General features: G+C 62.5%; 21 protein-coding genes. 14 read left to right on the top strand and 7 right to left on the bottom strand.

Annotated elements, in window-relative coordinates; all coding sequences use genetic code 11:
- Positions 1 to 56: 56 nt before the first annotated feature.
- Positions 57 to 1,949: a quinoprotein ethanol dehydrogenase gene (exaA, locus tag HBO05_RS23250; protein WP_169954422.1), complete on the bottom strand. Its 1,893-nt coding sequence runs from the start codon at positions 1,947 to 1,949 to the stop codon at positions 57 to 59.
- Positions 1,950 to 2,203: 254 nt separating this feature from the next.
- On the opposite strand from exaA, the gene pedF reads away from it, so the two are divergent.
- From pedF to HBO05_RS23200, 10 genes are all read left to right on the top strand, one after another.
- Positions 2,204 to 2,665 carry a cytochrome c-550 PedF gene (gene pedF, locus HBO05_RS23245; RefSeq protein WP_169954421.1) on the top strand — a complete coding sequence of 154 codons (462 nt, stop codon included), beginning with the start codon at positions 2,204 to 2,206 and terminating at the stop codon, positions 2,663 to 2,665.
- Between the two features lie 3 nt (positions 2,666 to 2,668).
- Positions 2,669 to 3,424, top strand: coding sequence for a quinoprotein dehydrogenase-associated SoxYZ-like carrier (locus HBO05_RS23240; RefSeq protein ID WP_169954420.1), 756 nt, complete (start codon positions 2,669 to 2,671; stop codon positions 3,422 to 3,424).
- Positions 3,421 to 4,347, top strand: a complete 927-nt coding sequence (locus tag HBO05_RS23235; RefSeq protein WP_170057926.1) for a quinoprotein relay system zinc metallohydrolase 1 — start codon at positions 3,421 to 3,423, stop codon at positions 4,345 to 4,347. Before HBO05_RS23240 ends, HBO05_RS23235 begins: the two co-directional genes overlap by 4 nt.
- 27 nt (positions 4,348 to 4,374) lie before the next feature.
- The gene (locus HBO05_RS23230; protein WP_172314177.1) at positions 4,375 to 5,895 is read left to right on the top strand and encodes an aldehyde dehydrogenase family protein; all 1,521 of its coding nucleotides are present in this window, start codon (positions 4,375 to 4,377) and stop codon (positions 5,893 to 5,895) included.
- 415 nt (positions 5,896 to 6,310) lie between these two features.
- Positions 6,311 to 6,382 carry a pyrroloquinoline quinone precursor peptide PqqA gene (pqqA, locus tag HBO05_RS23225; protein ID WP_003243383.1) on the top strand — a complete coding sequence of 24 codons (72 nt, stop codon included), beginning with the start codon at positions 6,311 to 6,313 and terminating at the stop codon, positions 6,380 to 6,382.
- Positions 6,383 to 6,485: 103 nt separating this feature from the next.
- Positions 6,486 to 7,649, top strand: coding sequence for an alcohol dehydrogenase-like regulatory protein ErcA (gene ercA, locus HBO05_RS23220; RefSeq protein WP_169954417.1), 1,164 nt, complete (start codon positions 6,486 to 6,488; stop codon positions 7,647 to 7,649).
- Entirely contained in the window at positions 7,633 to 9,024 is a 1,392-nt protein-coding gene (locus HBO05_RS23215; protein ID WP_169954416.1) for a hybrid sensor histidine kinase/response regulator, read from the top strand. Before ercA ends, HBO05_RS23215 begins: the two co-directional genes overlap by 17 nt.
- 124 nt (positions 9,025 to 9,148) lie before the next feature.
- Positions 9,149 to 10,627: a DASS family sodium-coupled anion symporter gene (locus HBO05_RS23210; RefSeq protein ID WP_169954415.1), complete on the top strand. Its 1,479-nt coding sequence runs from the start codon at positions 9,149 to 9,151 to the stop codon at positions 10,625 to 10,627.
- Between the two features lie 733 nt (positions 10,628 to 11,360).
- Positions 11,361 to 13,022, top strand: a complete 1,662-nt coding sequence (locus HBO05_RS23205; RefSeq protein ID WP_172314175.1) for an MFS transporter — start codon at positions 11,361 to 11,363, stop codon at positions 13,020 to 13,022.
- Positions 13,019 to 14,170 carry an HlyD family secretion protein gene (locus HBO05_RS23200; protein ID WP_170043145.1) on the top strand — a complete coding sequence of 384 codons (1,152 nt, stop codon included), beginning with the start codon at positions 13,019 to 13,021 and terminating at the stop codon, positions 14,168 to 14,170. Before HBO05_RS23205 ends, HBO05_RS23200 begins: the two co-directional genes overlap by 4 nt.
- 43 nt (positions 14,171 to 14,213) lie before the next feature.
- On the opposite strand, the gene copD is transcribed toward HBO05_RS23200, so the two are convergent.
- Positions 14,214 to 15,071, bottom strand: coding sequence for a copper homeostasis membrane protein CopD (gene copD, locus HBO05_RS23195; protein WP_172314173.1), 858 nt, complete (start codon positions 15,069 to 15,071; stop codon positions 14,214 to 14,216).
- A 3-nt stretch (positions 15,072 to 15,074) separates the two neighbouring features.
- Positions 15,075 to 15,440: a copper homeostasis periplasmic binding protein CopC gene (gene copC / locus HBO05_RS23190; RefSeq protein ID WP_169954411.1), complete on the bottom strand. Its 366-nt coding sequence runs from the start codon at positions 15,438 to 15,440 to the stop codon at positions 15,075 to 15,077.
- A 115-nt stretch (positions 15,441 to 15,555) separates the two neighbouring features.
- Between copC and HBO05_RS23185 the strand changes: the two genes are divergently transcribed.
- Positions 15,556 to 16,176: a TetR/AcrR family transcriptional regulator gene (locus HBO05_RS23185; protein WP_029298440.1), complete on the top strand. Its 621-nt coding sequence runs from the start codon at positions 15,556 to 15,558 to the stop codon at positions 16,174 to 16,176.
- A gap of 111 nt (positions 16,177 to 16,287) precedes the next feature.
- Here HBO05_RS23185 and preA read toward each other — a convergent pair whose 3' ends face one another.
- From preA to hydA, 3 genes are all read right to left on the bottom strand, one after another.
- Positions 16,288 to 17,562 carry an NAD-dependent dihydropyrimidine dehydrogenase subunit PreA gene (preA, locus tag HBO05_RS23180; RefSeq protein ID WP_172314171.1) on the bottom strand — a complete coding sequence of 425 codons (1,275 nt, stop codon included), beginning with the start codon at positions 17,560 to 17,562 and terminating at the stop codon, positions 16,288 to 16,290.
- Positions 17,563 to 18,930: an NAD(P)-dependent oxidoreductase gene (locus HBO05_RS23175; RefSeq protein WP_172314169.1), complete on the bottom strand. Its 1,368-nt coding sequence runs from the start codon at positions 18,928 to 18,930 to the stop codon at positions 17,563 to 17,565. It abuts the gene before it with no gap.
- A 148-nt stretch (positions 18,931 to 19,078) separates the two neighbouring features.
- On the bottom strand, positions 19,079 to 20,518 hold the full coding sequence (hydA, locus tag HBO05_RS23170) for a dihydropyrimidinase (protein WP_172314167.1): 1,440 nt from the start codon (positions 20,516 to 20,518) through the stop codon (positions 19,079 to 19,081).
- Between the two features lie 602 nt (positions 20,519 to 21,120).
- Between hydA and HBO05_RS23165 the strand changes: the two genes are divergently transcribed.
- Together HBO05_RS23165 and HBO05_RS23160 are read left to right on the top strand one after the other, a co-directional pair.
- On the top strand, positions 21,121 to 22,608 hold the full coding sequence (locus HBO05_RS23165; RefSeq protein ID WP_170057930.1) for an NCS1 family nucleobase:cation symporter-1: 1,488 nt from the start codon (positions 21,121 to 21,123) through the stop codon (positions 22,606 to 22,608).
- Positions 22,609 to 22,763: 155 nt separating this feature from the next.
- Positions 22,764 to 24,044 (top strand): Zn-dependent hydrolase, encoded by a 1,281-nt coding sequence (locus tag HBO05_RS23160; RefSeq protein WP_170057931.1) that lies wholly within the window; start codon positions 22,764 to 22,766, stop codon positions 24,042 to 24,044.
- 38 nt (positions 24,045 to 24,082) lie between these two features.
- On the opposite strand, the gene HBO05_RS23155 is transcribed toward HBO05_RS23160, so the two are convergent.
- Complete coding sequence (locus HBO05_RS23155; RefSeq protein WP_169954405.1) at positions 24,083 to 24,244, bottom strand: hypothetical protein; 162 nt, start codon at positions 24,242 to 24,244, stop codon at positions 24,083 to 24,085.
- A 212-nt stretch (positions 24,245 to 24,456) separates the two neighbouring features.
- Here HBO05_RS23155 and HBO05_RS23150 point away from each other — a divergent pair, with 212 nt between their 5' ends.
- On the top strand, positions 24,457 to 25,143 hold the full coding sequence (locus tag HBO05_RS23150) for a peptidase C39 family protein (RefSeq protein ID WP_172314257.1): 687 nt from the start codon (positions 24,457 to 24,459) through the stop codon (positions 25,141 to 25,143).
- The last annotated feature ends 38 nt before the right edge of the window (positions 25,144 to 25,181 follow it).

The raw sequence follows: 25,181 nt of genomic DNA, 5'->3' as shown, positions 1-25,181 counted from the left end.
CGGAGCGCCCTGGGAAGCATTCCCACGCAGAGCGTGGGAACGATCATCAACGGGGGTTATTTTTGCGCGGTCTTGTTATCCCAGCTCGGGATCTTGAACACCCAGAATGACCCGCCTTGCGCCACCGGCTTGGTCAGCTCGGCCATGTCGCCGCCCCACAACGGCACCGCGCCGCCGTAGCCAACCGTCACGCCGATGTACTGCTCGCCGTCCTGTTCCCAGGTGATCGGCGGGGAGACGATGCCGCTGCCGGTCTGGAACTTCCACAGCTCCTTGCCGGTTTTCGCGTCGAAGGCCTTGAAGAAGCCATCGCCAGTGCCGGTGAACACCAGGTTGCCCTTGGTCGCCAGCACGCCGGCCCACAATGGCAGGGCTTCCTTGTGTTCCCATACCACCTTGCCGGTGGTCGGGTTCATCGCGCGCAGGGTGCCGACGTGGTCGTCATACATGCGCTTGATCCGGAACCCCATGCCCAGGTACGCCGAGCCCTTCTTGTAGTTGACCTCTTCGGTCCAGTATTCCTCTTTCCACTGGTTGCCCGGAATGTAGAACAGGCCGGTGTCCTGGCTGTAGGCCATGGGGTTCCAGTTCTTGCCACCGAGGAACGGCGGCGAGACTTCCACCGATTTGCCCTTGGTTTCACCCGGCAGCGGCTTGGCCGGACGCTGGCCTTCGTTTTCCACGGGGCGGCCGGTCTTCAGGTCGATATGGCTGGCCCAGGTGATGTTGTCGACAAACGGGAAGGCGTTCTGCAGCTTGCCGTTGTTGCGGTCGACCACGTAGAAGAAGCCGTTGCGGTCGGCGTGGCCGGTGGCCTTGACCACTTTGCCGTCCTTGTCCTTGTAGTCGAACAGCACCAGCTCGTTGTTGCCGGAGAAGTCCCAGGCATCGTTGGGTGTGTGCTGGTAGAACCACTTCACTTCGCCGGTGCTTGGATCGACACCCACTTGGCCGGAGGTGTAGAGGCTGTCGAAGTCGTGGGGGTTGCCGTCCTTGGAGGTGCGCGCCCAGGTGTTCCACGGCCCTGGGTTGCCGGCGCCGACGATGATGGTGTTGGTTTCGGCATCGAAACTGGCGCTCTGCCAAGGGGCGCCGCCGCCGTGGCTCCAGGCCTCGACCTTGCCGGTTTCGGTGGTTGGATCGTCCGGCCAGGACGGTGCTTTCACATCGCCGGTGGTGGTGCTGTCCTTGCCATTGAGGCGGCCCATGTGGCCTTCGACAAACGGGCGCATCCACACTTCTTCGCCGGTGTCCGGGTCGCGGGCAAACAGCTGGCCGACCACGCCGAATTCATCACCGGAGCTGCCGTGGATCAGCAGGACCTTGCCGGTGACCTTGTCTTTGATCAGCACCGGGGCGCCGGTCATGGTGTAGCCGGCGGCGTGGTCGCCGAATTTCTTGTTCCACACCACTTTGCCGGTGTTCTTGTCGAGGGCGATCAGGCGCGCATCGAGGGTGCCGAAGTAGATCTTGTCGCCAAAGATCGCCGCCCCGCGGTTGACCACGTCACAGCACGGGCGAATGTTGTCGGGCAGTCGGTGGTTGTAGGTCCACAGGCGCTTGCCGGTCTTGGCGTCGAGGGCGAATACCCGGGAGTAGGAGCCGGTGACATACACCACGCCGTCGTTGACGATGGCCTGGGATTCCTGGCCGCGTTGCTTCTCGTCACCGAACGAGTAGGACCAGGCCGGTGTGAGCTTGAAAACGTTCTTGTCGTTGACCTGGGCCAGGGGGCTCCAGCGCTGGGCGTTGGTGCCCATGCCGTATTGCAGCACGTCCTTGGTGGTCAGGTGGTCGTTGGCAATGTCTTCCCAAGTGACGTTGCGCGTCTGCTTGGCAGGTTCGGCAGCGGCGAAGCTCGCCGCACTCAAGGACAGGCTGCCGACCAGCAGGAAAGCCTGCACGGCAAGGCTCAGCGGCGAGAGGGCGGGTAGCGATCTTATTGTCATGGTTGCAGTTCCCAGTGGAGGTTTTGGCCTGCACAGGTTGCTGGCTGGATGGGGCGCAGGGATACGGAAAATATCCCGGTGTAGCCGGGACAATTTCCCGAACCGCATCTGATTTAGCAGGGGCCCGCAAGCCTTACTACGAAGGGAGTAGAACCCGGCCACCAAAGCAGCATACGGGCCCTGGCGAGGCGTTCCTATGATGGTTGCCATAGCCTCTGTAGAGAGGTTTTGCGTGCAATCCTGAGGGGACAATAATGACAACAAAACGCAACGCCTTGCTGGTTGCCGGCCTGTTGGCCGGGGTGATCGGCGCAGGCTCCGCCTGGGCCCATGGCAACGTCACACCCACTGCCGTGGAAACCAAGGGACTGACGCCGGTCAAGGATGCCGGCGTGACGCTGGATGCGGACGGCTGGGCGGCGGTGAACCCATATCGCCAGTCGCCGGAACATGACAAGGCTGTGGAAGTCGGCGCCTCGGCCTATAACCAGAACTGCGCCGCGTGCCATGGCCTGGAAGCCAAGTCCGGCGGGATCGCGCCGGACCTGCGCATGCTTGACGAGGGCGATGCCGGGGACGAGTGGTTCGTCGAACGGGTGCGCCACGGTGCCGTGCGCGATGGCCGGGTGTACATGCCGAAAATGGCCGACTACCTGAGCCAGGAAGCCTTATGGGCGGTACGCACTTATCTTGATAGCGTGCACGTCGAGGAGTAAGCCATGGGCTGGCGCGCACGTTGGCTGTTGGCTTGCTGGTTGCCAGTGGCCGCCTACGGGATGGACCCCGGCAAAGACCCGGTGCCATCGGTGATGTGGAGCTATTTCCACCAGCAGTTGCTCGGCAATGCGCCGTTTGTCTTTGATGAGCGGGTCCAACTGCTGGCGCCGCCCTTTGCCGAAGATGCGCGGCAGGTGCCGCTGGAAATCGATGCCCGCGCCTTCAAGGGCGAGGTAGTGAAGATCATCGCCTGGGCCGAACTCAATCCACTGCCGAAAATCGTCGACTTCCAGCCGGGCGAGGGCGTGCTGCCCTGGCTGGCGATTCGTATCCGCATCGAACAGGCCACGCCGTTGCGCGCGGCCGTGTTGACCAAAGATGGCCTGTGGCATGTGGGCTCGACCCTGATCGACGCCGCCGGCGGTGGCTGCACCGCGCCCAGCGTGGTGCGCAGCCAGCCGGGTTGGGAAGAGCACCTGGGAGAAGTGTTGGGCGGTCGCTACCCCCGCGCGGACTTCAGCCGGCTGCGCCTGCAAGTGGCGCACCCGATGGACAATGGCATGGTCAGCGGCATCCCTGAGTTCTACATCAACCACGCCGAGCTGCGCGACGCCCAGGACCGGGTGTTGGCGCGCCTGGAGCTGTTCGCGGCGGTCAGCGAGAACCCCGACCTTGCGTTTGACCTGCAAGGAGCGGGGCCGGTGCGCCTACTGTTGCGCGACACCAGCGGCAGCGAGTTTTCCGGAGCCATCCCATGAAGTGGCTATGGCTGCTGTTGTTCGGCCTGAGCCTGCCCGCGCTGGCCGACCTCGACTACGCCCTCAAGCCCCGGCAGATCGCTGTCGACACCTGGCTGCTGGAAGGCAGCACCGACAATTTCGCCAGGGCCAACGGCGGCAATATCGTCAATACCGCCTTTATCGTGACCCAGGCCGGGGTAGTGGTGATCGACACCGGGCCGTCCCGGCGCTACGGCGAGGCGATGCGCCAGGCAATTGCCACGGTCACCGACAAACCGGTGATCCAGGTTTTGCTGACCCATCACCACCCCGACCATGTACTGGGCAACCAGGCGTTCAAGGATGTGCCCATCGGCGCGCTGGCAGGCACCACCACGCTGCTGCGCGAGCAGGGCGATGGCATGGCGGAAAATATGTACCGCATGGTCGGCGACTGGATGCGTGGCACTGAAGTGCTGCTGCCCAGCCAGACGCTGAGCCCCGGCGTGCAGACCTTTGGCGGGCACTCCTTGCGCCTGCTGAGCCTGAGCGGCCATACCGGCGCCGACCTGGCGATTTTCGACGAGACCAGCGGCGTGCTGTTTGCCGGCGACCTGGTGTTTTACCAGCGCGCCCTGACCACCCCCAATACCCCCGGCCTTGCAGTATGGCTGGCGGATATCGCCACCCTGCAAGGCCTGCCCTGCAAGCTCATCGTGCCCGGCCACGGCCCCGTGGCTAGCGACGCCCAGCCCTTTGCACAAATGCGTGACTACCTGGGCTGGCTCGACCAGCTCATGGCTACCGGTGCCGCCAACGGCAGTGCCATGGGCGAGATGATCCGCAGCCCCATCCCCGAACGTTTTGCGGCCATCAGCCTGAGCCGCTACGAACTGATCCGCAGTGTCAGCCACCTGTATCCGCGCTATGAACGCGCCCAGATGCAACGGATAGATCAATAACAACATCCCCCCGAAAGAGGCCTCATCATGATCTACGCACAACCTGGCACCCCCGGCGCCATCGTCACCTTCAAGCCGCGCTACGGCAACTTTATCGGTGGCGAGTTTGTGGCCCCGGTCAACGGTGAATACTTCACCAACACCTCGCCGGTCACCGGCGAAGTGATTGCCCAATTCCCGCGTTCCAGCGCCGCCGATATCGACAAGGCGCTGGACGCCGCGCATGCCGCCGCCGATGCCTGGGGCAAGACCTCGGCCCAGGATCGTTCCCTGGTGCTGCTGAAAATTGCCGACCGCATCGAGCAGCACCTGGAAGTGTTGGCCGTGACCGAAACCTGGGACAACGGCAAGGCCGTGCGCGAGACCCTGAATGCCGACGTGCCATTGGCCGCCGACCACTTCCGTTATTTCGCTGGCTGCATCCGCGCCCAGGAGGGCGGCGCTGCCGAGATCAACGAACTGACTGCGGCTTATCACTTCCATGAGCCCCTGGGCGTGGTCGGGCAGATCATCCCGTGGAACTTCCCGCTGTTGATGGCCGCCTGGAAACTCGCCCCGGCCCTGGCCGCCGGCAACTGCATCGTGCTCAAGCCGGCCGAGCAGACGCCGCTGTCGATCATGGTGTTTGCCGAGCTGATCGCCGACCTGTTGCCGGCCGGCGTGCTGAACATCGTCCAGGGTTTTGGCCGCGAAGCCGGCGAGGCTCTGGCCACCAGCAAGCGCATCGCCAAGATCGCCTTTACCGGCTCCACCCCGGTAGGCGCGCACATCATGCATGCGGCGGCCGAGAACATTATTCCGTCTACCGTCGAGCTGGGCGGCAAGTCGCCCAATATCTTCTTTGAAGACATCATGCAGGCGGAACCGGCCTTTATCGAGAAAGCCGCCGAGGGCCTGGTGCTGGCGTTCTTCAACCAGGGCGAGGTCTGCACCTGCCCGTCGCGGGCGCTGGTGCAGGAGTCGATCTACGAGCCGTTCATGGCCGAGGTCATGAAGAAGATCGTCAAGATCAAGCGCGGCAACCCGCTGGACACCGAAACCATGGTCGGCGCCCAGGCGTCCGAGCAGCAGTACGACAAGATCCTCTCGTACCTGACCATTGCCCAGGAAGAGGGCGCCGAACTACTGGCCGGTGGCGCCGCCGAACACCTGGAGGGCGACCTGTCCAGCGGCTATTACATCCAGCCGACCCTGCTCAAGGGCCACAACAAAATGCGCGTGTTCCAGGAAGAAATCTTCGGCCCGGTGGTGGGCGTGACCACCTTCAAGGACGAAGCCGAAGCCCTGGCGATTGCCAACGACAGCGAATTTGGCCTCGGTGCCGGGCTGTGGACCCGCGACATCAACCGCGCCTACCGCATGGGCCGGGCGATCAAGGCCGGGCGCGTGTGGACCAACTGCTACCACCTGTACCCGGCGCACGCCGCGTTTGGCGGCTACAAGAAGTCCGGGGTGGGGCGTGAGAACCACAAGATGATGCTCGACCATTACCAGCAGACCAAGAACCTGCTGGTGAGCTATGACATCAACCCGTTGGGGTTCTTCTGATCGCCTGATTGAACTGCCAGCTTCCACCCTTTGATGGGCAGACATCAGCCTCCCTGCTTGAAATGCAATCAAGTGTGGGAGCTGGCTTGTCGGATCGCTGCGATAGCGGTGTATCAGTCGATAAATGTATTGGCTGATACACCGCCATCGCAGGCAAGCCAGCTCCTACAGGGGAATGCAGCTTCGCGCTCTGGCTTTGCTGTTGCTCTGCTTTTGATCTGGCTTTTGATCTTGATCTCAGGCGCCCCGTTAAACCACGATGGCCATCGCAGGCAAGCCAACTCCCCAGTTTGATCGATGTCCATCCGAGACTAACGTCTGCGACCGGCTCGTTCGAAAGTAGCATTCGCCCGCCAGCCCACCCATGCATTAATGCCTATACCGGACTTTCCCGGCATAACAAGAGGAACGCCCCATGTGGACCAAACCCGCCTACACCGACCTGCGTATCGGCTTTGAAGTGACGATGTATTTCGCCAATCGCTGAAATTTCAACGGGGATGTGGGCCACCCATTGGTCTGATTGCATTCGCCAGCGGATGCGTTAGTGTGGCCCGTATCTTCCAAAAACAATAAAAACAGGCTTACCAATGAGCCAGAGTCTCAGCCAACTGCGTAAATTCGTTTCCCCAGAAATCATCTTCGGCGCCGGTTCCCGGCACAATGTCGGCAATTACGCCAAGACCTTTGGTGCGCGCAAGGTCCTGGTGGTCAGCGACCCCGGCGTAGTGGCTGCCGGTTGGGTCGCAGATGTGGAGGCCAGCCTGCAGGCCCTGGGTATCGAGTACTGCCTGTACACCGCCGTGTCACCCAACCCGCGTGTCGAAGAAGTGATGCAGGGCGCCGAGGTCTACCGCGAGCACCATTGCGATGTGATCGTCGCCGTCGGCGGCGGCAGCCCGATGGATTGCGGCAAGGCCATTGGCATTGTGGTTGCCCATGGGCGCAGCATCCTCGAGTTCGAAGGGGTGGACACCATCCGCGTGCCCAGCCCGCCGCTGATCCTGATCCCGACCACCGCCGGCACCTCCGCCGACGTGTCGCAGTTCGTGATCATTTCCAATCAGCAGGAACGCATGAAGTTTTCCATCGTCAGCAAGGCGGTGGTGCCGGATGTGTCGCTGATCGATCCGGAAACCACCGCCAGCATGGACCCGTTTCTCTCGGCCTGTACCGGGATCGACGCGCTGGTGCATGCCATCGAGGCCTTTGTGTCTACCGGCCACGGCCCGCTGACCGACCCCCATGCGCTGGAGGCTATGCGCCTGATCAATGGCAACCTGGTGCAGATGATCGCCAACCCCAGCGATATCGCCCTGCGCGAGAAAATCATGCTCGGCAGCATGCAGGCGGGCCTGGCGTTTTCCAATGCGATCCTGGGTGCGGTGCATGCCATGTCCCACAGCCTGGGCGGTTTTCTCGATTTGCCCCATGGCCTGTGCAACGCGGTGCTGGTCGAGCATGTGGTGGCGTTCAACTACAACTCGGCGCCGGAGCGTTTCAAGGTGATTGCCGAGACTTTTGGCATCGACTGCCGGGGGCTCAACCACCGGCAGATCTGCGGGCGGTTGGTGGAGCACCTGATTGCGCTCAAGCATGCCATTGGCTTCCATGAAACCCTCGGCCTGCACGGGGTGCGGGTGGCGGATATTCCGTTCTTGTCGCAACACGCCATGCACGACCCGTGCATCCTGACCAACCCGCGCGAGTCAAGCCAGCGTGACGTCGAGGTCGTCTATGGCGAAGCTCTCTGACGATCAACAGCGGGCCCTGGCCGGGCTGCTGGGGCTGGGCGATCATTCGGCACGCAAGAGCCACTACCCCGAGCTGACAGCGCGGTTGGATGAGCTGGAGGCCGAGCGCAAACGCTATATCCGCCTTAACGATGAGCTGGAGCAAAGGGTCGCGGCACGCACCGATGAACTGCTCGACGCCAACCACAATCTGCAACAGCAGATCGCCCGGCGCGAGCGCATCGAACAGGACCTGCGCGACGCCCGCGACGCTGCCCAGGCCGCCAACCGCAGCAAGGACAAATACCTCGCCGCCGCCAGCCACGACCTGTTGCAGCCGCTCAATGCCGCGCGCTTGTTGATCTCCACCTTGCGCGAGCGAGAGCTGCCCAGCGTGGAAAAAGTCCTGGTGGAGCGTACGCACCAGGCCCTGGAAGGGGCGGAAGACCTGCTGGCGGACTTGCTGGATATTTCCCGCCTCGACCAGGCGGCGGTCAAGCCGGACATTGCCCTGTATCGCCTCGACGAACTGCTGGCGCCGCTGGTTTCGGAGTTCCAGTCGGTGGCGGCGGCGGCCGGGTTGAACCTGCGTGTGCACATGGGCCGCTATGCGCTGCGCACCGACCTGCGCCTGTTGACACGCATCCTGCGCAATTTCCTCAGCAATGCCTGCCGCTATACCGAGCAGGGTTGCATCCTGCTGGGGGCGCGGCGGCGCGGTGATCGCCTGCGCCTGGAGGTGTGGGACACCGGCCGTGGGATTGCCGCCGACAGCCTGGAGTCGATTTTCCTCGAGTTCAACCAACTGGACGTCGGCCGGGCGGCGGATCGCAAGGGCGTAGGCCTGGGCCTGGCGATTGTCGAGCGTATCGCGAAGATCCTCGGCTGCCAGGTGAGGGTGCGCTCATGGCCGGGGCGCGGCTCGATGTTCAGTATCGAGGTGCCGCTGTCCGAGGAAATACCGCTGCCCATCAGCCTCGCGCCACCCCAGGCCGGCGCCGGCAACCCATTGCCGGGGCGGCGCCTGCTGGTGCTGGATAACGAAACCAGCATCCTGGAGAGCATGCGCGCGTTGCTTGGGCAGTGGGGCTGCGAAGTGGTGACCGCCACTGATCAGGCGGGCGCGTTGGTGGCGTTGCAGGGTAGGGCGCCGGAGCTGATCCTGGCCGATTACCACCTCGATCATGGTGTGGTCGGCTGCGAGGTGGTCAAGCAGTTGCGCGAGCATTTCGACCGCAGGATCCCTGCGGTGATCATCACGGCCGACCGCACGGACCAGTGCCGGCGTTCGTTGCAGCGCCTGGAGGCGCCGTTGCTCAATAAACCGGTGAAGCCGGGCAAGCTGCGGGCGGTGTTGAGCCAGCTACTGGGTGCCGCGCCTGACACGACGGCCTGAATGTGGGAGCAGGCAAGCTGCTCCCACAGGTTTAAATCGCGTGTGCCTTGATACCTGTCAAAACCCGCCGCGACGCTTTGCCTCATGCTGCAGGCCTTGATTGTCATGGCCGACGGAGATTTCCATGAGTGCCCCCGCAACACCTGCTGTTTCTTTCAAGCTGCCCATGGGCCTGGTGATCGCCGTGCTGGTGATGATCGGCGTGCTGTTGTTGCCGTTGCCCGCCGACTTGCCGGTAGCCGGCCACCGGATGTTGGCGATCCTGGCCTTTGCCGTGGTGGTGTGGATCACCGAGGCGGTGTCCTACGAAGCCAGTGCGATCATGATCACCTCGTTGATGGCCTTTCTGCTGGGCACCGCGCCGTCCCTGCAGGACCCGACGCACCTGATCGGTTCCAGCCCCGCCATCAGCATGGCGCTTACCGGGTTTGCCAACCCGGCCCTGGCCCTGGTGGCCGGTGCGTTGTTTATCGCCGCCGCCATGACCCACACAGGCCTGGACCGGCGTATCGCCCTGGTCACCCTGACCCGGGTTGGCACCAGCACCCGCGGGATTCTGGTGGGGGCGATTGCGGTGACCATCCTGCTCAGCTTGGTAGTGCCCAGCGCCACGGCGCGCAGTGCTTGCGTAGTGCCGATCATGATGGGGGTGATCGCCGCGTTTGGCGTGGACAAACGCTCCAATATCGCCGCCGGGATCATGATCGTCGTTGCCCAGGGCACCAGCATCTGGAACGTCGGGATCCAGACCGCGGCGGCGCAGAACCTGTTGACCGTGGGCTTTATGGACAAGATGCTCGGCCAGCGCGTGTCGTGGATCGACTGGCTGATCGCCGGGGCGCCGTGGGCGTTGATCATGTCGGCGGTATTGCTGTTGCTGGTGCTCAAGTTGCTGCCTCCGGAAACCAACAGCATCCCCGGTGGCAAGGAGGCCGTGGCGCAATCTCTGGCCGATATCGGCCCGATGACCGGGCCGCAGAAGCGCCTGCTGACGGTCTCGCTATTGCTGCTGCTGGCCTGGGCCACGGAAGGGCGCCTGCACAGCTTCGATACCACCTCCACCACCTACGCTGGCCTGGTGTTCCTGCTGCTGCCGGGGATTGGGGTGATGACCTGGAAAGACGTGCAGTCGCGCATCCCCTGGGGCACGGTGATTGTGTTTGGCGTGGGCATCAGCCTCGGTACGGCGCTGTTGACCACCCAGGCCGGGCAATGGCTGGGCGCGCAGGTGGTGGGGCATACCGGCCTGGATCAACTGGGTCCGCTGGGGGTGTTTGCGATCCTTGGGGCATTCCTGATTGTGATCCACCTGGGCTTTGCCAGCGCCACTGCGTTGACCTCGGCCTTGCTGCCAATCCTGATCGCGGTGCTGCAAACCCTGCCGGGGGACTTCAGCCGGCTGGGCATGACCATGTTGCTCGGGTTTGTGGTCAGCTATGGCTTTATCCTGCCGATCAACGCCCCGCAGAACATGGTGTGCCTGGGCACCGGCACCTTTACCGCGAGGCAGTTTGCCAAGGTGGGCTTGTTGGTGACCTTGATTGGCTACCTGTTGATGCTGGTGTTCGCCGCCACCTATTGGAGCTGGCTGGGCTGGATCTAAAAGCCCCAGTGTGAGCCCGCTCCCAAAGGGGGGGCTGGGTTGGGCATATAGTTTGTGCCACATCGCAAATCAAATGTGGGAGCTGGCTTGCCTGCGATGGCGGTGTGTCAGCCACTGGAAATAGCGCCGGAACTGCCGCTATCGCGGGCAAGCCCGCTCCCACAGGGAGGTCTGGGCTGGGCATATAGTTTGTGCCACATCGCAAATCAAATGTGGGAGCTGGCTTGCCTGCGATGGCGGTGTGTCAGCCACTGGAAATATCGCCTGAACCGCCGCTATCGCGGGCAAGCCCGCTCCCACAGTGGGGCTGGGCTGGGCATATAGTTTGTGCCACATCGCAAATTAAATGTGGGAGCTGGCTTGCCTGCGATGGCGGTGTGTCAGCCACTGGAAATAGCGCCTGAACCGCCGCTATCGCGGGCAAGCCCGCTCCCACAGGGGGGCTGGGTTGAGCATATAGTTTGTGCCACATCGCAAATCAAATGTGGGAGCTGGCTTGCCTGCGATGGCGGTGTGTCAGCCACTGGAAATAGCGCCTGAACCGCCGCTATCGCGGGCAAGCCCGCTCCCACAGGGGAGCTCGGCTGGGCACATAAGTTGCGTCACATCGCAAATCAAATGTGGGAGCAGGCAAGCCAGCTCCCACAAAGATGACAAGATGAACCCCGCTCAGGTCTACTACGCTCTGAGTCATGGTTTTACCGGCCTCGTGCGTCGGTCATCAAGGTCACGAATGGATAAATACACCCCGCATACCTGGCAACCCCACGAGCGTCCGAGCTTGCCGGGGTCGCCGTCGACGCCCCATCACCCCACGCTCAAACGCTGGGCCTTTGCCCTGGTTGGCGTGCTGGTGGCAATCACCGGCGGCCTGGGCAATGCACTGGTGATCGCCAACCTGCCGTATCTGCAAGGGGCATTGGGCGCGACCACCGCCGAAATGGCCTGGCTGCCCGCGGCCTATGTGATGACCAACGTGTCGATGAACCTGCTGCTGGTGAAGTTCCGCCAGCAGTTCGGCTTGCGCGCGTTTACCGAAGTGTTCCTGGTGCTCTACGCCCTGGTCACCTTTGGCCATCTGTTCGTCAATGACCTGAGTTCGGCAATCGCCGTGCGTGCGGCCCACGGCATGGTGGGTGCGGCCCTCAGTTCCCTGGGTTTGTACTACATGGTCCAGGCGTTTCCCGCAAAGTGGCGGCTCAAGGCCCTGGTCTTGGGCCTGGGCACCGCGCAACTGGCCCTGCCGATGGCACGGCTGTTTTCCGAGGACTTGCTGCAAATTGCCGAGTGGCGCGGCCTCTACCTGTTTGAACTGGGCATGGCGCTGACCTGCCTGGGCTGTGTATTCCTGCTCAAGTTGCCACCGGGCGACCGCTTCAAGACCTTTGAAAAGCTCGACTTCCTGACCTTCGCCTTGCTCGCCTCGGGGGTGGCGTTGCTCTGCGCGGTACTGTCCCTGGGGCGTATCGACTGGTGGCTGGAAGCGCCGTGGATTGGCGTCGCTTCTGCCTGTTCACTGGTGCTGATCATGGCCGGCCTGGCCATCGAGCATAACCGCGCCAACCCGTTGCTGATGACCCGCTGGCTGGGCGGCGGGGTGATGATTCGCCTGGCCCTGGCGGTGATCCTGATCCGCATGGTGCTGTCCGAGCAGTCCACCGGCGCCGTCGGCTTTTTGCAGGCGCTGAACATGAGCAGCGAGCAGATGCGCACCTTGTACCTGGTGATGCTGCTGGGGGCGATCAGTGGCCTGGTGATCAGCGCGTTGACCATCAACCCGGCACACCTGCTGATGCCGCTGGTGATATCCCTGGCCCTGATGGCCACAGGTTCGGTGATGGATAGCTTCTCCAGCAACCTGACTCGCCCGCACAACATGTACCTGAGCCAGTTTTTGCTGGGCTTTGGCGGTACCTTCTTCCTCGGCCCGACCATGGTGCTGGGCATGCGCAATGTGCTGACCAACCCGCGCAACCTCGTGAGTTTCTCTGTGTTGTTCGGTATTTGCCAGAACCTTGGCGGGCTGATGGGGGCGGCGTTACTCGGCACGTTCCAGATCGTGCGGGAGAAGTTCCACTCCAGCATGATTGTCGAACACCTGACATTGTTGGACCCTCGCGTAGCTGCCCGGGTGCAGAGCGGTGGCTCGGCCTATGGCTCGGTAACTGCCGACCCGGAACTGCGCAACCTGATGGGCATTCGCAGCCTGGCCACGGCGGCCACCCGTGAAGCCAATGTCATGGCCTATAACGACGTGTTCATGCTGATCGCGATCATCGCGATCCTCACCATGTTGTGGATTTTTACCCGCAGCCTGTGGCTGATGAGCACCACCAAGAAAGCTGCCGCCAGCGCAGCGCCTTCCGTTCAACCTAGCGGCGCACTTCCTTCATGAGCGAACCTACGGCTACCACCACGACCACCAATGCCATTGCTTCCACCCCGGAGGGCACCACGCCGCCCGGTGCCACGGTCACCGAACAGCGTTCGTTGGGGGTGCGTGTCATCTCGTCCCTGGGCTTTGCCGCGATTGCGATCGTCGGCGTGTTGATCGTGTTGTACGCCTGGCAATTGCCGCCTTTCAGCAGTGCCGTCGAAACCACCGAAAACGCCCTGGTGCGCGGCCAGGTAACGATCATCGGCCCGCAATTGAGCGGTTATGTGTTCGAGGTGCCGGTGCAGGATTTCCAGTACGTCAAGGCCGGGGATCTGCTGGTGCGCCTCGACGACCGCATCTACAAGCAGCGCCTGGACCAGGCCCAGGCGCAACTGGCGGTACAGCAGGCGTCCCTGGCCAACGTGGTGCAACAGCGCAACAGCGCCGAGGCGACCATCAAGTTGCGCCAGGCGGCCCTGGCCGACAGCCAGGCCCAGGCGCGCAAAAGCACCGCCGACCTGCGCCGCAACGAAGAACTGATCAGCGACGGCTCGGTATCGCGCCGCGAACTGGACGTGACCCGCGCCGCCAACGCGCAGACCATCGCCGCCGTGGCCCAGGCCCAGGCCAGCCTGGAAATCGCCCGCCAGGATCTGCAGACGGTGATCGTCAATCGCGGCTCGCTGGAAGCCGCCGTCGCCAGCGCCGAGGCCGCCGTGGAGTTGGCGCGGATCGACCTGTCGAACACCCGTGTGCTCGCACCCAGGGACGGCCAGTTGGGGCAGATCGGCGTGCGCCTGGGGGCCTACGTCAACTCCGGCGCGCAGTTGATGGCGCTGGTGCCGAACCAGCTGTGGGTGATCGCCAATATGAAAGAAACCCAGATGGACAACGTGCAGGTGGGCCAGCCGGTGACGTTCACCGTCGATGCCCTGAACCACCGCAAATTCCACGGCACGGTGCAGCGTATCTCGCCGGCCACGGGAGCCGAGTTCAGCCTGTTGCAGGCCGATAACGCCACCGGCAACTTCGTCAAGATCGCGCAGCGGGTGCCGGTGCGGATCACGGTGGACCCGGATCAGGAGCAGAGCGAACGCTTGCGGCCGGGGTTGTCGGTGGTGGTCAGTATCGACACGGCGGGGCGCTTGAAGAACAGCCCGCCCTGACCCCTGGCAGGAGCCGACTTGCCGGCTCCTGCAGAGGTTTTGTTTATGGGGTCATGAGCATCGGTGGCAGGGTGCCCAACAGCGAAACGGCCGCCACGGCCGCCGCGCCCAGCAGCCATTCCAGCAACACGCTGGCCTGCAATTGGCCCGGACGTTGCTGGCAACCCTTGATCCGTAGCCGGTTGAGCAATGCCAGGCCCAGCATGCCCGTCACCAGCAGCACCTTGATCAACAGGATCAAGGCAAACCCGCTGAACAGCGGGGTAGGCCACAATTGCCCGGTAAGCACGCGGACATTGATCAGCCCGCTGACCAGCAAACCCGCTACCAGCCCGTAACCGACACCACTGAAGCGCCGCAGGACCTCTTCCAGGTCGGTGCGCTGCGCTTGGCGCAGGATCAACACCAACAGCAGCAACCCACCGAGCCAGGCCCCGACGCAGAGCAGGTGTACCACCTGATTGAGGATCAGCAATTGGCCGTTCAGGCCACTGAGCATGGCGCCATGGCCCACCGGGGCCAGGGTTGCCAAAAGCAGCACCGTCAGTGGCAGGCGCAGGCGGCTCCAGGGCGTCATCAAGCCCAGCACCAACAAGCCATTGAGCAGCAAGTGCGCGCTCCAGACCTGGCCGAAGAAGGTCTTGCCCAGCACCAATTGCACGGTGGCCAGGTCCAGCGCCAATAGTTCGCTGCCAGCCATGCTGGCACTGATCAATAGCAACCACGCCACGCCGCTGCCCAGAGCCAGCCAGGCCAGTAGCGTGGTGATGCGCGCCAATTGCCGGTCCAGTGCCGGTTGGGGTTTGTTGCCCAGGAGCACGGGCCGGAACACACAAGCCCCGAACATCAGCAGCACCGCCAGAAAGTGCAGGAAACGGCACAGCACCAGCAGGGTTGCCATGGGTTATTGGCCGACCTTGAAGCTGTAGCTGCCTTCGCTCTTGTGGGTATCGACCGAGACCGCATGCCACTCCACCTTGTAAGTGCCGGCAGCCAACGGCGCGGCAGGGGTCACCACCAGGGTTTTCTTGTCGGCGTCCGGGGTTTCCAGGCCTTTGACCGCCACTTCGGTGCCGTCCTTGCTCAGGGAGACCTTGGTGAACGTGGCTTCGACACCTTCGGAGAACACCAGGCGCAGGTCGGCGGGCGCGGCGACGGTGCTGTCGGCCGCCGGCGTGGTGTTTTTCAGGTGGGCATGGGCAAAAGCCGCCGAAGCGCCCAGCAGCGAGGCCAGCAAGGTCACCGTGGTCAGGGTTTTCTTGATCAACATCGTGCACTACCTATCAATGGGAGGAGTGGGCAGTGTACGAAGTTTCCACTCGGGCTGTCGCCCCGATCTAGAGCGGATGGTAGTCTTCAAGGCATGTCGTTGTCAGGGAGCCCCTATGGGCAATCACAAGATCGGTATCCGTCGGGTCAACGTCGAAAAGATTCTGCTGGCGGCTGAGAAGGTCTTCGCCGAAAAGGGCTACGGCAGCACCGCCATGGCCGACATTGCCGAACAGGCGCAACTGCCGCGCTCCAACCTGCATTACTACTTCAGCACCAAGAGCGAGTTGTACAGCGCGGTGCTGTTCGACCTGCTGGAAGTGTGGAAGCAGGACGCCCTGTGTTTCGAGATGTTCGATGACCCGCGGGTGGTCCTCAGCAGCTACATCCGGGCGAAGATGCAGCATTCGCGCAGTCGCCCCTATGGCTCCAAAGTCTGGGCCAATGAAATCATCCACGGTGCGCCGACCCTCGGTGAAGCGTTGGATGCAAGCCTGTACGACTGGGCCAAGATGAAGGAAGCGAAAATCCGCCAGTGGGTGGAAGACAAACGCATCCTCGCGGTGGAGCCGTCGAGCCTGCTGTATATGATCTGGGCCTCGACCCAGCACTATGCCGACTTTGATCATCAGGTGATGATCCTCAACGACCATCAGGCGTTGTCGGATATGCAGTTCGAACGGGCGGTGCAGACGGTGACCAGTGTGATTTTGCGGGGGATTGGCTTGGAGCCCTGAGTTTGTGGTGCGGTTGAGGGCCTTATCGCAGGCAAGCCAGCTCCCACATTTTGATTGTGTGAACCCGATCAAATGTGGGAGCTGGCTTGCCTGCGATAGCGATTTAAAAGGCTACACCGCCTCTCGGTAGGGGTTGCGTGGGTCCTGCGTCCAATTCAAAAACGGCTTGCCGGTGTCCATCGGCACCATCTCGATGCAGTCCGCCACCGGGCAGGTGATCTGGCACAGGTTGCAGCCCACGCATTCGTCGTCGATCACTTGGTACACGTGGGTGCCATCGGCCTGCTTGAGGCTGGCAATCGCCTGGTGCGAGGTGTCTTCGCAGGCAATATGGCAACGCCCGCAGCCAATGCAGGCGGCCTGGTCAATGTTGGCGATGACCTGGTAGTTGATGTCCAGGTATTTCCAGTCCGTGGTGTTGCCCACGGCGCGCCCGGAGAAATCCTGCAGGCTGTTGTAGCCCTGGCTGTCCATCCACCGCGACAAGCCATCCTTCATCTCGTCGACAATGCGAAAGCCATGCAGCATCGCCGCCGTGCATACCTGCACCGCGCCGCAGCCCAGGGCAATGAACTCTGCGGCATCGCGCCAGTTGCCGATGCCGCCGATCCCGCAGATCGGCAAGCCCTGGGTCTGGGGGTCACGGGCAATTTCAGCGACCATGTTCAAGGCAATCGGCTTGACCGCCGAGCCGCAGTAGCCGCCGTGGGTACTCTGGGTGCCGACGATCGGCAGGGCGACCATGCGCTCCAGATCGACACTGGTGATGGAGTTGATGGTGTTGATCAGCGATACCGCATCGGCGCCCCCGCGATACGCGGCACGGGCGGCCACGCGAATGTCGGTGATATTAGGTGTGAGCTTGACGATCACCGGCAGCGAACAGTAGGTCTTGCACCAGCGTGTCACCTGCTCCACATACTCCGGCACCTGGCCCACGGCCGCGCCCATGCCCCGTTCCGGCATGCCGTGGGGGCAACCGAAGTTCAGCTCGATGCCGTCGCAACCGGTGGCCTCCACCAGCGGCAGGATGTTTTTCCATGACTCTTCGACGCACGGCACCATCAGCGACACGATCAGCGCGCGGTCCGGCCAGTCCTTTTTCACCTGGGTGATTTCCCGCAGGTTGATTTCCAGGGAGCGGTCGGTAATCAGCTCGATATTGTTGATACCCAACACTTCACGGTTGGCGCCAAAGTGCGCCGAATAACGGGACGAGACGTTGACCGCCGCCGGGTCTTCGCCCAGGGTCTTCCAGACCACACCCCCCCAGCCGGCCTCGAAGGCGCGCACCACGTTGTAGGCTTTGTCGGTGGGTGGTGCGGAGGCCAGCCAGAACGGGTTGGGGGCTTTGATACCGGCGAACACAATCGATAGATCGGCCATTTACGCAGCCTCCACATTGAGCATGAGTTGAGCGTGCATGGCCTCGGCGGCCAGCTTGCCGTGTTGCACGGCCTGGACGGTGAGGTCTTGCCCGAGGCTGACGCAATCGCCACCGGCATACACGCCGGGGATGCTGGTTTGCAGCTGTGCATCGACAAAGATCCGTTCGCCCTGGCGTTGCAGTTGCTGGGCCAGTGGGTCGTGCAAGGCCTGGTCGTCGAAGCCTTGGCCGATGGCCTTGAAGATCGCATCTGCCTCCAGCTCGAAAGTTTCGCCGGTGGAGTGCAGGCGGCCGTTTTCCAGGCGCGTGCGGGCAAAGCGCATGCCGCGTACCTGGCCCTGGTCGTCCAGCAGCACCGTGTCGGGTTGGGCCCAGGTCAGCAGGCGCACCTGGTTGGCCTTGGCGATATCTTGCTCATGGCCGGTGGCGCCCATGTCGGCAAGCCCACGGCGGTAGACCAGGTTGACATCGCGCGCGCCCAGGCGGGCCATTTGCACGGCCATGTCGATGGCGGTGTTGCCGGCACCCAGCACGATGCAGCGGTCGGCCAGGGGCAGTTGGCTGAGGTCGTCGGCCTGGCGCAGTTCGCGGATGTAATCGGTGGCGGCGAGCAGGCCGGGGGCGTCCTCATGGGGCAGGCCCAGGTGTTTGCTGGCGGCCAGGCCCAGGCCGAGGAACACCGCGTCGAACTGCTGGTGCAGGTCGCTCAGGCTCAGGTTGTCACCCAGGCGCTGGCCGTGGCGGATTTCGATGCCGCCGATCTGCAGGAGGAAATCCAGCTCCTTCTGGGCGAAGTCATCCACCAGTTTGTATTTGGCGATCCCGTATTCGTTGAGGCCACCGGCCTTTTCCCGGGCTTCGAAAATCACCACGTCATGCCCATGCAAGGCACTGCGATGGGCGCAGGACAAACCTGCCGGCCCGGCGCCGACCACCGCGATGCGCTTGCCGGTAGGGGCGGCGCGCTGGAACGGGTGTTGCTCGAAGTGCGCGTGGTCGATGGCATAGCGTTGCAACAGGCCGATCAGCACCGGGGCGCATTCTTCGCTGTGGTTGCGCACACAGGCCTGCTGGCAGAGGATTTCGGTCGGGCACACCCGGGCACAGCTGCCACCGAGGATGTTGGCCGAGAGAATCTTTTGCGCTGCGCCCTGGACGTTGTCGGTGTGGATGTTGCGGATGAAGGACGGAATGTCGATCTCGCTGGGGCACGCGTTGACGCACGGTGCGTCGTAGCAATACAGGCAGCGCGAGGCTTCCAGGTGCGCCTGGCGGGCGTTGAGGGGCGGTGCCAGGTCGGTGAAATGGCTGGCGAGGGTCGCCTTGTCTTCGTCGGGGTGGGGGAGGTGGTTCAGGGTCTGGATCACGGTAGTGTCCTCACGGTTTTTTTTGCCTCTGGCGGGCATTGATTTTTTTGTTGTTTGCACTGGCCTCATCGCGGGCAAGCCAGCTCCCACATTTGAACTGTGTGAACCCGATCAAGTGTGGGAGCTGGCTTGCCTGCGATCGGCGATGTCAGCGTTTCACCGCGGCTGGCTTGGAATGCTCGGCCCGCTTGCGCAACTGCTCGAACACGGCCGGATACGCCGGCCGCTCGACATAGCGCCCGGCACCGCGCTCGGCGCGCAGGTCGCCGTCGACCCAGACCAGCTTGCCCTGGCTGATGGTGTGGCTGGGCACGCCGCGTACGGTCTTGCCTTCGAAGATGTTGAAGTCCACCTGCTGATGGTGGGTCTTGGCCGAGATGGTTCGCGAGCCCTGGGGATCCCACAGCACCAGGTCGGCATCGGCGCCGACCCGGATCGCACCTTTGCGCGGGTAGAGATTGAAGATCTTCGCCGTGTTGGTGGAGGTCAGCGCGACGAACTCCTGCATCGACAGGCGCCCGGTGTTGACCCCTTCGTCCCACAGCAGCGCCATACGGTCCTCGATGCCGGCGGTACCATTGGGAATCTTGCTGAAATCGTCACGCCCGGCGGCCTTTTGTTCGGCGCAGAAGCAGCAGTGGTCGGTGGCGGTGGTGTGCAGGTTGCCCGATTGCAGGCCGCGCCACAGCGCGTCTTGGTGCCCGCGTGGGCGGAAGGGCGGGCTCATCACGTAGCCCGCAGCGGTCTGCCAGTCGGGGTGCTGGTACACGCTGTCGTCCAGCAGCAGGTGCCCGGCCAGGACTTCGCCATAGACCGCCTGTCCCTTGGCGCGGGCGTAGGTGATTTCGTCGAGGGCTTCCTGGGTCGAGACGTGTACCAGGTACAGCGGCGTGCCGATGGTTTCGGCAATGCGGATCGCGCGGCTGGCGGCTTCGCCTTCCACTTGTGAGGGGCGCGACAGCGGATGGGCCTCGGGCCCGGTGATGCCCTGTGCCATCAGCTTGCGTTGCAGGTGATACACCAGTTCGCCGTTCTCCGCATGCACGGTGGGCACCGCGCCCAGTTCCAGGCAGCGCTCGAAGCTGGCGACCAGGGTGTCGTCGGCGGCCATGATCGCGTTCTTGTAGGCCATGAAGTGCTTGAAGCTGTTGATGCCGTGATGGCTCACCAGCTCGGCCATTTCCTCGCGCACCTGTTCGCTCCACCAGGTGATCGCCACATGAAACCCGTAGTCGGCCGCCGACTTCTGGGCCCAGCCACGCCACTGGTGAAAGGCTTCCAGCAACGACTGCTGTGGGTTGGGAATCACAAAATCGATGATTGACGTGGTCCCGCCCGCCAGGCCCGCTGCCGTACCGCTGAAAAAGTCCTCGCTGGCCACGGTGCCCATGAAGGGCAGTTGCATATGGGTATGGGGGTCGATACCGCCGGGCATCAGGTATTGGCCGCTGCCATCGAGTATCTCGGTGCCGGCGGGAATATCCAGATCAGTGCCAATAGCGCGGACTAGACCGTCTGCGCACAAGACATCGGCTTTATAACTTTCATCATGGGTAACAACGGTAGCGCCACGGATCAACAGAGACATGCCGAGTTCCTCAGAGGCTTGACCGGCTTATGCCAGTTCTAAGTGTTGTAGTGCTGCACACCGTGCAAGATTTATTCTTGTCAGTGGTGACAGGAATAGAAACTAGCCCGAGTTTTTCGAATGATCAAGATTATTTTTTATAAACATATATTAAGATTAAGTTGTTGAAATATATAGATAAAAATATTAAATCACCAAAATGTAGCGTCCATTCACCATTTTGACGCACTTGACAGGTTCCCAATATGAGCAACATTTCCTATTGCAAATCAGACGCTTGAGAGTTGCCTCTTGACGGCGGGTAGTAATAAAAATAATTGTGTTGCACCAGATTGAGTCCTGATTGTTCGGACAACTTCTGCGTTATTTGGCCTGAGTAACGTTGAAAGTGCCGTGGGACTTTTCGGTAAATAAAATAAAGCTGATAAACATCAGCCAGTTATATAAGCGGTACGGATGGGGTGACGGCTTGCGGCACGGTAATTGAGTGCGCTGGCGGTTGGCCGGGTCCGTGATGTCATGTTGTCCATGCGGGACTACGGCCATCCAGCGTTGAGCGCCGGATGAGCAACAATAATTTTAAAAAAAACCGTGGAGCGGCCATGCAACAGAACAGATCGCAAGTCATAGAACGCGACGGCCTGTATGAACTCGACGCCGGCAGCGACGTCCTCGACAGCCCCCGCTACAACCACGACATGGCACCGACCAAGGTGCACGAGCGAACCTGGAACAAGTGGCACATCACGGCGCTGTGGGTCGGCATGTCGATCTGCGTACCGACCTACACCCTGGGTGGGGTGCTTACCGCGTACTTCGGTTTGTCGGTGGGCGAGGCGCTGATGGCGATCCTGCTGGCCAATATCGTGGTGCTTATCCCCCTGACGCTCAACGCTTTTCCCGGGACCAAGTACGGCATTCCGTTCCCGGTGCTGTTGCGCTCATCCTTCGGCATCCTTGGTTCCAATGTGCCGTGCCTGATCCGTGCGCTGGTGGCGTGTGGCTGGTTCGGTATCCAGACGATGTTCGGCGGGCTGGCGATCCACTTGTTCCTCGGCTCGATTTTCGAGGGCTGGAAGAGCCTGGGCGGCACCGGCGAGGTGATCGGCTTCATGATCTTCTGGGTGCTGAACCTGTGGGTGGTGCTGCGTGGCGCCGAGTCGATCAAATGGCTGGAAACCCTGTCGGCGCCGCTGCTGGTGGCGGTGGGTATCGGCCTGCTGGTGTGGGCGTTGCCCAATGTGTCGCTCAGCGAGCTGATGGCGATCCCGCCCAAGCGGCCCGAAGGCGCGAGCCTGACGGGTTACTTCATGGCCGGGCTGACGGCGATGGTCGGGTTCTGGGCCACGTTGTCGTTGAATATTCCCGACTTCAGCCGCTATGCCAAAAGCCAGAAGGACCAGATCCTGGGGCAGATTTTTGGCCTGCCGCTGACCATGTTCCTGTTCGCCGCATTGGGCGTGATCATGACCGCCGCCTCGGTGAAGCTGGTGGGGGTCAGCGTCTCCGACCCGGTGACCCTGATCGGCCACATCCAGAGCCCGGTGTGGGTGGCGGTGGCGATGGCGTTGATCATCATTGCCACGCTGTCGACCAACACGGCGGCGAATATTGTCTCGCCCACCAATGACTTCCAGAACATCGCGCCCAAGCTGATCAACCGCACCACCGCCGTGGTGCTTACCGGCCTGGTGGGGCTGGCGTTGATGGCCCATGAACTGCTGAAAAAACTCGGCCTGATCGTGTCCGATGTCAGCCTGGAAACCGTGTATTCCAACTGGCTGCTGGGTTATTCGAGCCTGTTGGGGCCGATTGCCGGGATCATGGTGGTGGACTATTTCCTGATCCGCCGCCAGCAACTGGACCTGGCGGGGTTGTACCGCGATGACGTGTATCCGGCGTGGAATGTGGCGGGGTTTATCGCCTTTGGCGTGCCGGTGGTGCTGACCTTGCTGTCGCTGGGTAGCGATGCATTCAGTTGGTTCTACAGCTATGGCTGGTTCACCGGTTCGGCGTTGGGCGGGGTGTTGTATTACGGCCTGTGCAGCAAGCGCAAAACCAGCCCGGTCGCTGCCAAGACATCCCTGTAAGCGATGTGGAATGCAATCAACTGTGGGATCGGGCTTGCTCGCGAAGGCGGTGGGTCAGTGATGGATATATTGACTGATACACCGCCTTCGCGAGCAAGCCCGCTCCCACAGTTGGACCGCGTCAATCATAAGAAATATTGCCCGAGGAGATCCCCATGAACGCTGCCATCGACGTTCTACAATCGACCCATCAGCACATCAACCGCGACCGCCTGTGGCAGTCGTTGATGGACCTCGCCAAGCTTGGCGCTACCCCCAAGGGCGGTGTGTGTCGACTGGCCCTGACCGACCTGGATCGCCAGGCTCGCGATCTGTTTGTGCAATGGTGCGAGGATGCGGGTTGCACCGTGACCGTCGATGGTGTGGGCAATATCTTTGCTCGTCGCCCTGGGCGCAACCCGGCGCTGGCGCCGGTGATGACCGGCAGCCATATCGACACCCAGCCGACTGGCGGCAAGTTCGACGGCTGCTTCGGTGTATTGGCGGGAGTGGAGGTGTTGCGCACGCTCAATGACCTGCAGATCGAAACCGAGGCGCCGCTGGAGGTGGTGGTGTGGACCAACGAAGAAGGCTCGCGCTTCCCGCCATGCATGATGGGCTCCGGGGTGTTTGCCGAGAAATTCACCCTGGCAGACACCCTGGCCAAGACCGATGCCGAGGGCGTCACGGTGGGCGATGCGCTGAATGCGATTGGCTATGCGGGCCCCCGGCCGGTCAGTGGGCACAAGGTAGGGGCTTATTTTGAAGCCCATATCGAGCAAGGCCCGATCCTTGAAGATGAGCGCAAAACCATCGGCGTGGTGCTGGGGGCGCTCGGCCAGAAATGGTTCGACCTGACCCTGCGTGGGGTCGAGGCCCACGCTGGGCCAACGCCGATGCACCTGCGCAAGGACGCCCTGGTCGGTGCTTCGGCAGTGGTGGCTGCGGTCAACGCCGCAGCCCTCGGCCATCAGCCCCATGCCTGTGGCACCGTGGGTTGCCTGCAAGCCTACCCGGGCTCGCGCAATGTGATCCCTGGCGAGGTGCGCATGACCCTGGACTTCCGCCACCTGGAGCCGGCACGCCTGGACTCGATGATTGCCCAGGTGCGCCAGGTGATCGACGACACCTGCGCCAAGCACGGCCTGACCTTCGAAATGGTGCCTACCGCCGACTTTCCACCGCTGTATTTCGACAAGGGGTGTGTCGATGCTGTACGTGAGGCGGCCAATGGCCTGGGGCTGTCGAACATGGATATTGTCAGTGGCGCCGGGCACGACGCGATCTTCGTTGCCGAATTGGGGCCGGCGGGGATGATATTCGTGCCGTGTGAGGGCGGGATCAGCCATAACGAGATCGAAAACGCGGCGCCGGATGACCTGGCGGCGGGGTGCGCGGTATTGCTGCGGGCGATGGTGGCGGCGTCGGCGGCCGTGGCCAACAAGCGGGTGGCCTGAAACTGTAGGAGCCGGCAAGCCGGCTCCTACATTATTTATCAGGCGTGATGGGCGACAGGCTTATGGGCCTTGGCGCGTGTTGCGGCCTTGGGCTGTGGATGATGATGCCGGCGGGTCACGCGCAATACCCCCCACAACATGGCGCCGGCGACGGCCAGCCAGCCAAGCACCAGCAGGAAAATCGTGGTTGTCAGGCTCATGAGTGCCTCCTTTTGCCCTGTGCAGGGCACACACTGTCTTTGCAATGGACAGTCTAGCTGCCTCCCGGTTGCGTGCTATTGACCAATGGTCGTGTCCGTCCAACTTGTTTGCTCTATCCCGGGCTTTTTACTGCTGCCCAAGGCTATACCGGCGTCCAAGAGCGCCCTATGATCAACGCCCCAGCCCGCAGATGATCAAGAGAGTGAAGAAGTTGCGTTTACGGTCGAGTCTCAAAAAATCCTCGCTGGTGGCTGCCTGCGTCCTCGGATTGGCCGCGTGTGCCGGGCATCCCACCCCCTCGAAAATCCACGGTCTGCCCGAACGTGTAGAGCTCAACGGTGTGCCGGCGTTTCGTGGCGACACCTACCAGGGTGGCCCAGCCGCCTTGGCCAGCATGCTGTCGCAACAAGGCATTGTGATTACACCGGGCTTGCTGGATAAGCCATTGCACCTGCCGGGTGGGGAAGCGGACCTTGAGCGCAATATGCAGATACTGGCGCGTGAGTACGGGATGCTGGTGTATCCGCTGGATGCCAAGCTAACCGCGCTGTTGGCGCAGGTGGCGGCGGGGTATCCGGTGATGGTGCGCATCACCGAGGGCTCGACACTCTGGGCTGAGCCGCGTTATGCGGTACTGGTGGGCTTTAACCAGCAGAACAGTACGGTATTGCTGCGAGTCGCAAGGGACCGGCGACGCCCGGTGGCGTTCAGCGACTTCGAGTCCGCCTGGAGCAGCGCCGGGCAGTGGGCGGTATTGGTCCAGCGCCCAAGCCAGTTGCCGGCCAATCTGGATGCGGGGCGGTGGCAGCAGGCCGCTAACGCAACCGCCCAGGCCGGCCAGGAGCAGGCGGCAGCCCAGGCACTCAAGGTATTGGCCGAAAGACCGAAGCAGCCATAAAGCAAACGGCGCCCGAGGGCGCCGTTTTTGTACCTGCC

It is taken from the genome of Pseudomonas sp. WS 5079, assembly GCF_012985465.1.
Lineage (GTDB): Bacteria > Pseudomonadota > Gammaproteobacteria > Pseudomonadales > Pseudomonadaceae > Aquipseudomonas.
The sequence above is the reverse complement of the archived record's forward strand: the minus strand, read 5'-3'. Positions and strand labels throughout refer to the sequence as shown.

Bases quoted from the DNA above. Each gene is read 5' to 3' on its own strand.
- HBO05_RS23200 (WP_170043145.1), top strand. From the start codon at position 13,019: ATGAGCGAACCTACGGCTACCACCACGACCACCAATGCCATTGCTTCC.
- HBO05_RS23235 (WP_170057926.1), top strand. From the start codon at position 3,421: ATGAAGTGGCTATGGCTGCTGTTGTTCGGCCTGAGCCTGCCCGCGCTG.
- hydA (WP_172314167.1), bottom strand. From the start codon at position 20,518: ATGTCTCTGTTGATCCGTGGCGCTACCGTTGTTACCCATGATGAAAGT.
- HBO05_RS23230 (WP_172314177.1), top strand. From the start codon at position 4,375: ATGATCTACGCACAACCTGGCACCCCCGGCGCCATCGTCACCTTCAAG.
- HBO05_RS23205 (WP_172314175.1), top strand. From the start codon at position 11,361: ATGGATAAATACACCCCGCATACCTGGCAACCCCACGAGCGTCCGAGC.
- pedF (WP_169954421.1), top strand. From the start codon at position 2,204: ATGACAACAAAACGCAACGCCTTGCTGGTTGCCGGCCTGTTGGCCGGG.
- ercA (WP_169954417.1), top strand. From the start codon at position 6,486: ATGAGCCAGAGTCTCAGCCAACTGCGTAAATTCGTTTCCCCAGAAATC.
- HBO05_RS23165 (WP_170057930.1), top strand. From the start codon at position 21,121: ATGCAACAGAACAGATCGCAAGTCATAGAACGCGACGGCCTGTATGAA.
- HBO05_RS23155 (WP_169954405.1), bottom strand. From the start codon at position 24,244: ATGAGCCTGACAACCACGATTTTCCTGCTGGTGCTTGGCTGGCTGGCC.
- preA (WP_172314171.1), bottom strand. From the start codon at position 17,562: ATGGCCGATCTATCGATTGTGTTCGCCGGTATCAAAGCCCCCAACCCG.
- exaA (WP_169954422.1), bottom strand. From the start codon at position 1,949: ATGACAATAAGATCGCTACCCGCCCTCTCGCCGCTGAGCCTTGCCGTG.
- HBO05_RS23210 (WP_169954415.1), top strand. From the start codon at position 9,149: ATGAGTGCCCCCGCAACACCTGCTGTTTCTTTCAAGCTGCCCATGGGC.
- HBO05_RS23160 (WP_170057931.1), top strand. From the start codon at position 22,764: ATGAACGCTGCCATCGACGTTCTACAATCGACCCATCAGCACATCAAC.
- copD (WP_172314173.1), bottom strand. From the start codon at position 15,071: ATGGCAACCCTGCTGGTGCTGTGCCGTTTCCTGCACTTTCTGGCGGTG.
- HBO05_RS23240 (WP_169954420.1), top strand. From the start codon at position 2,669: ATGGGCTGGCGCGCACGTTGGCTGTTGGCTTGCTGGTTGCCAGTGGCC.
- HBO05_RS23215 (WP_169954416.1), top strand. From the start codon at position 7,633: ATGGCGAAGCTCTCTGACGATCAACAGCGGGCCCTGGCCGGGCTGCTG.
- copC (WP_169954411.1), bottom strand. From the start codon at position 15,440: ATGTTGATCAAGAAAACCCTGACCACGGTGACCTTGCTGGCCTCGCTG.
- HBO05_RS23185 (WP_029298440.1), top strand. From the start codon at position 15,556: ATGGGCAATCACAAGATCGGTATCCGTCGGGTCAACGTCGAAAAGATT.